At 69.7% G+C, this 6925-nt stretch carries 5 protein-coding genes; 2 read left to right on the plus strand and 3 right to left on the minus strand.

From position 1 onward, the window contains the following. Positions 1–5 precede the first annotated feature (5 nt). Positions 6–1877, minus strand: a complete 1872-nt coding sequence (dnaK, locus tag DC432_RS03560; protein WP_116536710.1) for a molecular chaperone DnaK — start codon at positions 1875–1877, stop codon at positions 6–8. Positions 1878–2472: 595 nt separating this feature from the next. Next, positions 2473–4212, minus strand: coding sequence for a DEAD/DEAH box helicase (locus tag DC432_RS03565; RefSeq protein ID WP_116536711.1), 1740 nt, complete (start codon positions 4210–4212; stop codon positions 2473–2475). A 128-nt stretch (positions 4213–4340) separates the two neighbouring features. On the opposite strand from DC432_RS03565, the gene DC432_RS03570 reads away from it, so the two are divergent. After that, a complete protein-coding gene (locus DC432_RS03570) occupies positions 4341–5711 on the plus strand; it encodes an MFS transporter (protein ID WP_116536722.1) in 1371 nt (456 codons plus the stop codon). Positions 5712–5786: 75 nt separating this feature from the next. Here the strand turns inward: DC432_RS03570 and DC432_RS03575 are convergent, their stop codons facing one another. Continuing rightward, positions 5787–6284 carry a MarR family winged helix-turn-helix transcriptional regulator gene (locus DC432_RS03575; RefSeq protein ID WP_116536712.1) on the minus strand — a complete coding sequence of 166 codons (498 nt, stop codon included), beginning with the start codon at positions 6282–6284 and terminating at the stop codon, positions 5787–5789. 107 nt (positions 6285–6391) lie between these two features. Between DC432_RS03575 and DC432_RS03580 the strand changes: the two genes are divergently transcribed. Further along, positions 6392–6925 (plus strand): MarR family winged helix-turn-helix transcriptional regulator (locus DC432_RS03580; RefSeq protein WP_431739672.1); only part of this gene is annotated, 534 nt, incomplete at its 3' end.

Genomic DNA, 6925 nt, shown 5'->3' on the forward strand with positions numbered 1-6925 from the left:
TCTGCTTACTTCTCCTCGTCGGGGTTCTCGTCGTCGACGACCTCGGCGTCGATGACGTCTTCCTCGGGGTTCGGCGTCTCGCCGTTGCCGGGCTGACCCACGTTCGGGTCGGCCGGCTCTCCCGCGGCCTGCGACGAGGCGTAGATGGCCTCGCCCAGCTTGCCCTGGCTGGCGTTCAGCTTGTCGAACGCGGTCTTGACCGCGTCGTCGTCGTCACCGGCGAGCGCCGTCTTGAGCGCGTCGACATCGCCCTGCACCTCGGTCTTGACCTCGGCGGGGAGCTTGTCGTCGTTCTCTTTGATGAGCTTCTCGATCGAGTACGACAGGGTCTCGGCCTGGTTCCGGGTCTCGGCGGACTCGCGGCGCTTCTTGTCCTCGGCCGCGTTCTCCTCGGCCTCGCGCACCATGCGCTCGATGTCCTCCTTGGGCAGCGACGAGCCGCCGGTGATGGTCATCGACTGCTCCTTGCCGGTGCCCTTGTCCTTCGCCGACACGTGGACGATGCCGTTCGCGTCGATGTCGAAGGTGACCTCGACCTGCGGGATGCCACGGGGAGCCGGGGCGATGCCGGTGAGCTCGAAGGTGCCGAGCGGCTTGTTGTCGCGGGTGAACTCGCGCTCGCCCTGGAAGACCTGGATCGCGACCGACGGCTGGTTGTCGTCGGCGGTGGTGAAGGTCTCGCTGCGCTTGGTCGGGATGGCCGTGTTGCGCTCGATCAGCTTGGTCATGATGCCGCCCTTGGTCTCGATGCCGAGGCTCAGGGGCGTGACGTCGATGAGCAGGACGTCCTTGCGCTCGCCCTTGAGGACACCGGCCTGCAGGGCTGCGCCCACGGCCACGACCTCGTCGGGGTTGACGCCCTTGTTGGCATCCTTACCCGTCTCCTTCTTGACCAGCTCGGCGACCGCGGGCATGCGGGTCGAGCCACCGACGAGCACCACGTGGGCGATGTCGTCGACCTTGACGCCGGCCTCGCGGATGACGTCCGAGAAGGGCTTGCGGGTGCGGTCGAGGAGGTCCTTGGTGAGGTCCTCGAACTTGGCGCGGGTGAGGGTCTCGCTGAGCGAGACGGGGCCCGAGTCGGTGAGCGACAGGTAGGGCAGGTTGATCGAGGTCGAGGTCGAGCTCGACAGCTCCTTCTTGGCCTGCTCGGCCGCTTCCTTCAGACGCTGGAGGGCGATCTTGTCACCCGAGACGTCGACACCGGTGGTGTCCTTGAACTGCTTGATCAGGTAGTCGACGACGCGCTGGTCCCAGTCGTCTCCACCGAGGCGGTTGTCGCCCGAGGTGGCGCGCACCTGGATGGTGGAGAAGTCGTCGTCCTTGCCCACCTCGAGCAGCGAGACGTCGAAGGTACCGCCACCGAGGTCGAAGACCAGGATGAGCTCATCCTCTTTACCCTTGTCGAGGCCGTACGCGAGAGCCGCGGCGGTGGGCTCGTTGATGATGCGCAGGACGTTCAGGCCCGAGATCTCGCCGGCCTCTTTGGTGGCCTGACGCTCGGCGTCGTTGAAGTACGCGGGGACCGTGATGACGGCGTCGGTCACGCTGTCGCCCAGGTACTCCTCGGCGTCGCGCTTGAGCTTCTGCAGGATGCGGGCCGAGATCTCCTGCGGCGTCCACTTCTTGCCGTCGACGTCGAAGCTCCACGTGGTGCCCATGTGGCGCTTGACGCTCGAGATGGTGCGGTCGACGTTGGTGACGGCCTGGCGCTTGGCGGTCTCGCCGACGAGCACCTCGCCGTCCTTGGTGTACGCGACGACCGAGGGGGTCGTCCGGAAACCCTCGGCGTTGGCGATGACCTTGGGCTCGCCACCCTCGAGCACGCTCACGACGGAGTTGGTCGTACCGAGGTCGATTCCCACTGCACGGGGCATATGTGTCTCCTTGCTTGTGAGCGCGGCCGATGCCGCACTCGGGGTTCTGAGGAAAGTCTCTTCGCGGGTTGAGCCGCGATGACTCAAGGTTATCGAACGGCCCGGGAGAGGTCAAGGCGACTTGATATGAATTGGCTCAACTTCGGGATGCCGCCTCGGCGGGCGACCGAGCCGTGCCGGCCGGGTCGAAGCCGTGCTGGCGCGCTGGCGCGACGCCCTAGTCCCCCGGGGTTCGGGGCGCATCCGGTCGTTCGGGACGCGCGAGACACGCCCCAACCGCACGCATACGCCCCGAACGCGAGCCCACCGGGCGAACGCGCCCCGGCCCACCGGGCCGCCGGAGTCCCGCGTCGACGGCGAGCCGCTCCCGAGGCGGCGCATCGCGCGGCACCGGGCCACGGCATCCCGCGCTGGCCCGGTTCGGGGCGCATTCCTCGGGTCGGGGCGCGACATTCACGCCCCGAACGTGGAAACGCGCCCCGAACACCCATCGCACCGCGCGCAGCGGCGACTCCCCCGCGCCACGAAGGTCGGCGGCGACGACGACGCCCCCGCGACCCGAAGGTCGGCGGGGGCGTCGAAGGGATGCCGGGACTCAGTCGCGATCGCGATCGCGGCGCTGCGGCCGGTCGCTGCGCTTGGCCGAGCGCCCGCCCTGGTCGAGGCGCAGCTCGATGAGCTGGCCCGAGATGCGGGTGTCGGCGAGGCGGTTGATGGTGTCGTTCGACAGATCGGCCGGAAGCTCGACCAGCGAGAAGTCCTGACGGATCTGGATCGCCCCGAAGTCGTTGCGGCGCAGGCCGCCCTCGTTCGCCAGGGCGCCCACGATCTGGCGCGGCTCGACGCGCTGGCGGCGGCCGACGGCGATGCGGTAGGTCGCGAAGCGCCCGCCGCCACTGCGACGGTCGCCCCGGTCGGCGCCGTCGCGGGCGGGACGATCGCGGTCGCGGTCGAACCGCTGCTGCGGGATCGTCTCTTCCTCGAGCAGCAGCGGCGTATCGCCCTGGGCGACCACCGCGAGGGCGGCGGCCACGTCGGCCTCGGGCACGTCGTGGTGCTCGACGTAGTGCGCCACGACGTCGCGGAAGGTCGCGATCGCCGCGGTGTTCTCGAGCGCGGCGGTGATCGCGTCGTCGAAGCGGGTGAGGCGCGTGGCGTTGACGTCGTCGACGCTCGGCAGCGACATCTCGGTCAGCGGCTGACGCGTAGCCTTCTCGATGGCGGTGAGCATGCGGCGCTCGCGCGGCGTGACGAAGCTGATCGCGTCGCCCGTGCGGCCGGCGCGACCGGTGCGGCCGATGCGGTGCACGTACGACTCGGTGTCGATGGGCAGGTCGTAGTTGACGACGTGGCTGATGCGCTCGACGTCGAGACCGCGCGCGGCGACGTCGGTGGCGACGAGGATGTCGAGCTTGCCGGACTTGAGCTGGTTGACCGTGCGCTCGCGCTGCACCTGGGCGATGTCGCCGTTGATGGCGGCGGCCGTGTACCCGCGGGCACGCAGCTTCTCGGCGACCGTCTCGGTCTCGTTCTTCGTGCGCGTGAAGACGATCATGCCCTCGAAGTTCTCGACCTCGAGGATGCGGGTGAGCGCGTCGATCTTCTGCTGGTACGACACCACGAGGTAGCGCTGGGTGATGTTCGCCGAGGTCGTGGTCTTGGTCTTGACCGTGATCTCTTCGGGGTCGTTCAGGTACTGCGCCGAGATGCGGCGGATCTGCGCGGGCATGGTCGCCGAGAACAGCGCGACCTGCTTGGTCGAGGGGGTGTCGGCGAGGATCGTCTCGACGTCCTCGGCGAAGCCCATCTTGAGCATCTCGTCGGCCTCGTCGAGCACGAGGAACTTCAGCTCGCTCAGGTCGAGCGTGCCCTTGTCGAGGTGGTCCATGATGCGACCGGGGGTGCCGACGATGACGTCGACGCCGCGGCGCAGGGCCGACAGCTGCTGGCCGTAGCCCTGTCCGCCGTAGACGGGCAGCACCGAGACGCCCTTGATGTGGGCGGCGTACTTCTCGAATGCCTCGCACACCTGCAGCGCGAGCTCGCGCGTGGGCGCGAGCACGAGCGCCTGGGGGTTCTTGTGGCCGGTCTCCATCTGCGACAGCACCGGCAGCGCGAACGCCGCGGTCTTGCCGGTTCCGGTCTGCGCCAGGCCCACGACGTCGCGGCCCTGCAGGAGCACGGGGATCGTGGCGGCCTGGATGGCCGAGGGGGTCTCGTAGCCGACGTCCTTGAGGGCCTTGAGCACAGCGGCATCCAGTCCCAGATCGGCGAAAGTGAGCTTTTCGGGAGTGGTGTCCGCCTCGGCGGAGGGGACGGGGGTTTCGGATGCCATGACTCCACGGTAGTCTCCTCCGCCTGTGAGCGAGAGCCGGGGTCTAGCCTGAACCCGCGCGCCGTCGTCGGCGCACCCGTCCGCGTCGGCCAACCTGGCGTTCACCGAAGGGCTCTACCGTGACCGACATGCCTTCCCCCGGCACCGCCCCCGCCTCCGCCGTCGATCGTCGCCCCGTGCTCGCGTGGGCCCTCTGGGACTGGGGTTCGGCCGCGTTCAACGCCGTCGTCACGACCTTCGTCTTCAGCACGTACCTGGCGAGTCAGCTCTTCGTCGACCCCGCGATCGTCACCGCCGCCGGAGGGGACGACAAGAACCCGGCACTCGTCCGGGCCCTCGCCGACAACGCCAGCCTCGTGGGAATCGCGCTGATGATCGCCGGCATCGTGGTGGCTCTCGTGGCCCCCGTGCTGGGGCAGCGCTCCGACGGCAGCGGGCGACGGAAACTGTGGCTCGGGGTGAACACGGGGCTGGTCGTGCTGGCGATGGCGGCCATGGTCTTCGTCGAGGCGACACCGTCATACCTCGTCCTGGGTGCGGCGCTCATCGCGGTCGGCAACGTCTTCTTCGAGTTCGCCAGCGTCAACTACTACGCGATGCTCTCGCAGGTGTCGACGCGGCAGAACATCGGCCGCGTCTCGGGCTTCGGTTGGGGCATGGGCTATGTCGGCGGCATCGTGCTGCTGCTTCTGCTGCTGGTGCTCTTCATCCAGAGCTTCGGGGATCCGGATGCCGGTGGCCTTCTCGCCGTGACCAAAGAGGGCGGTCTGAACATCCGCCTCGCGGTCCTGGCGTCGGCGGTGTGGTTCGGCGTGTTCGCCATACCGGTCCTGCTGCGCGTGCCCGAGATCCCGGCACAACGCCGTCGGGTGCGGGTCGGCTTCTTCCGCTCCTACGCGGTGCTGTGGGGCACGCTGCGCTCCCTCTGGCGCGACAGCCGTCCGGTGCTGCTGTTCCTCATCGCGAGCGCCGTGTTCCGCGACGGACTGACCGGCGTCTTCACGTTCGGCGCGATCATCGCCGCGCAGGTGTTCGGCTTCACCTCGACACAGGTGCTCTACTTCGCGGTGGCCGCGAACGTGGTCGCCGGCATCAGCACGATCTTCGCGGGCCGCCTCGACGACCGCTTCGGTCCGAAACGGGTCATCGTCGCCTCGCTGATCGGTCTGATCGTGATGGGTGGCGTCATCCTCGTCATCGGCACCTCCGTGCCGCTGTTCTGGATCGCGGGCCTCAGCCTGGGCCTGTTCGTCGGCCCGGTGCAATCGGCCAGCCGGTCCTTCCTCGCGCGGATGGCTCCCGAGGGCCGCGAGGGCGAGATCTTCGGCCTCTACGCCACGACGGGGCGCGCGGTGTCGTTCCTCGCGCCCGGCCTGTTCGCCCTCTTCGTCGGCCTCACCGGCGACACGCGCCTAGGCATCCTGGGCATCGTCGCGATCCTGCTCGCGGGACTGGTCCTGCTGCTGCCGGTCAAGGCCGAGGCCGCCGTCATCCGCTGATCCGGCGCTCGCCGCGGGGACCGGCGCCTGGCGCGCGGCCCGGCGTCGGTTACGGGACCGGCGCGGGGCCAGGCGTCAGTCGCGGGGCCAGGCGTCCGCGAATTTGCCGAGCAGGCGCGCGAACTCGCGGCTCTCCTCGGCGCTGAACGACTCCAGGGCGGAGCGCACGGCATCCCGCCTCCTGCCCCGGACACCCGAGACGAGACCCTCGCCCTCGGGGGTCAGTCGCACGCGCGTGCGGCGGGCGTCGTCGGGGTCGGGCTCGCGCACGACCAGGCCCAGTTGCACGGCCTGCTGCACCAGGCGCGACGCGCGGGGCTGATCGACTCCGACGGCCTCGGCGATGCCGCTCACGGACAGGACTCCGGATGCCGCGGTTAGCGCGTCCAGCATGCGCAGCCGGGCGGGACCCCCGAAGCGCCCGTGCGACGGGTCGGCCCAGGGCGGGCCGCCATGTCCGCCGTGACCGCGATGGGTGTGGTGCGGGATCTCGGGCGCGAAGGGCGGGCGGGGTCGCCGCCCCCGCAGCCGCGCGAGGGCTGCGGCGATGTCGTCGGCGGGGTCGGTGGCCATGTCCGAGATTTTACATGTCGCTTGACAAGCATTTGCATTACATGTCACAGTACATCTGTTGTCAGATGACAAGCATCGGCGGATCCCCCGCCGCGAAAGGACACCTCATGAACATCTCTTCCCCTGACCCCGGCGACATCGCTCGCCGGCTCACAACAATCGGACACGCTCTTCACCACCGTCTGCACGAGCAGTCGCGCGACGGCGCCCTCCACCCCAAGGCGGTTCGCCTGCTCGGCGCCATCGACGGCCGAGTGGATGCCCACGGGCTCGCCGACCGTCTCACCCGTGGCGGCAAGCGCCTCGACGCCCTGGTCACCCTGGGCCTCATCGAGCGCGACCGCGACGAGTGGCGCCTCACCGATGCGGGCCGCGCGATGCTCGATCGCGTCCAGACCGAACGCGCGGGGCTGCTCGACGGCATCCCCACCGCGGACCTCGAGTCGCTCGCCCGGACGCTCGACCTGCTCGCCGAGAAGCTCGACGTCGACGATCGTCGCGGTCCCCGCGGACGCGGTTCCGCTCGCGGCCCCCGCGGCTTCGGCCCCCGCGGCCCGTTCGATCCCCGCGTCGGGTTCGGCCCGCGCGGCGGGTTCGGCACGCGCGGCGAGCACGCTCCCGGGTCCGGCCCGAACCTGCAC

Origin of the sequence: Microbacterium testaceum, from assembly GCF_003075375.1 — a bacterium.
In the GTDB taxonomy this organism is placed as follows: domain Bacteria; phylum Actinomycetota; class Actinomycetes; order Actinomycetales; family Microbacteriaceae; genus Microbacterium; species Microbacterium testaceum_E.